General features: G+C 50.1%; 1 protein-coding gene. It reads left to right on the forward strand.

Features of this window, described 5'->3' with window-relative positions:
• Positions 1-1,229 precede the first annotated feature (1,229 nt).
• Positions 1,230-1,496: integrase arm-type DNA-binding domain-containing protein (locus OGL92_RS22005; protein ID WP_263148004.1), on the forward strand; the 267-nt coding region annotated here is incomplete at its 3' end.

Here is a 1,496-nt window from a genome sequence, read left to right on the forward strand (position 1 = left end):
TAGTCGGCTTGACACACCATGGCAGCGCTGTCACGAGTCGCTGCAAGGCTGAGCAGGGCACTTAGCTGGTTAATCGGAGGTGGCGAGAGGTGTTGGCTGCAAAACGACAACTCTCCGGAATAGGCGTTTAATACGCTGCGAATGCCCGCTTCTGACCGAGGCTGTGTAAAAACGTTTTTCAGCGCGACAGGTACTCAAAACAGGACTGAAAATCGCGCTTCTACGTAAAATCCACATCTGCTAACGTGCCTATAAATTTCAGATTTAACGTAGACGCGCACACTGCAATTTTGGCGAAGCGTTTTTACACACTCTGGACCGATTGCTGCCTTCCACAGCATGATCACCGGTCAGCAATCAACATACCAGTTGTAGAAATGGTATCCCGCGCTAACCGACACAGCACATGTGCCCAGCGTCAATAGAGACCACTGTTCTTCGACACCAAGCCACCACTGCACCTTGAACAGAAGAGCTCCTACCAACACGCAGGCCAGAACACCAAGAGCCAGGCCAACCAAAGCGAACAGCCGAGCCCCTAACCCTGGATTTCCGCCGTGCCAGTTCTCACTCAGGCAAAAGGGGCAATGATTGGACGAAGGCGAATACCCCCAGAATCCACGGCTATATGACGCTCTCGGAACCATCGCTTTGCCACAGTTGTGACAGGTAACCATCGAGTGTCTCATACCGCACCTCAGCTCAAATCGTCCTAGATGAGCCCATGGTGCGCTACCGCGGAAAAAACCCAACTGCGTGACCTGACATCTACCCAGCACCCGGTCTGAGCTGGGCTCAAACCCTCCTGGCCAAATAACCGAGGTCATGCTGTACACGACCGACTCTATTGAATACTTCCCGGTGGTTGACAGGTCTCGCCGGTCGCAAAACGATAATTCAGGACGCCAGTTCAACTCCTTAAATAACCGCTCATCGGGAATACGTGCACGGGGGTACTTATGGGGGCACTTAATAATAGATATTCAAATAAATCCATTTAAAACAACAGGTTATGTATATATTTTTAATCCCCCCGGCTCCACCATTTATCCATCTAAAGACGTCCAAGGGCGTCTTTTTTTGTGCCTGAAAATCCACAAAATCAATGACTTAGCATCCATTGGCGTCCGACGACGTCCGAGACCATCTATGCTTTCGTGTATTCCACGTGGTATTCCAGGCCTTCAACTGCTATTTTTTGGAATACACGACCAGCGATGGAATACACCATGGGTTCCCAAGCCACGCACCTCTCCGACGTGAAGGTGAAAGCTGCAAAGCCGAAAGAGAAGGACTACATTCTCACCAATGGTAATGGCTTGCAAATGCGAGTGAGAAGCAATGGATCAAAGCTCTGGAATTTTAATTACATCCATCCAGTGACGAAGAAACGGGTCAACATGGGGCTAGGGACTTTTCCTGAGGTGAGTCTGGCCCTAGGTTTTGTACGAAAAGTCGGTATGGGTAAAATTACCTCCATGATTGGCTGGAGGCCC

Source organism: Pseudomonas sp. RIT-PI-AD (assembly GCF_025642785.1).
Classification (GTDB): Bacteria; Pseudomonadota; Gammaproteobacteria; order Pseudomonadales; family Pseudomonadaceae; genus Pseudomonas_T.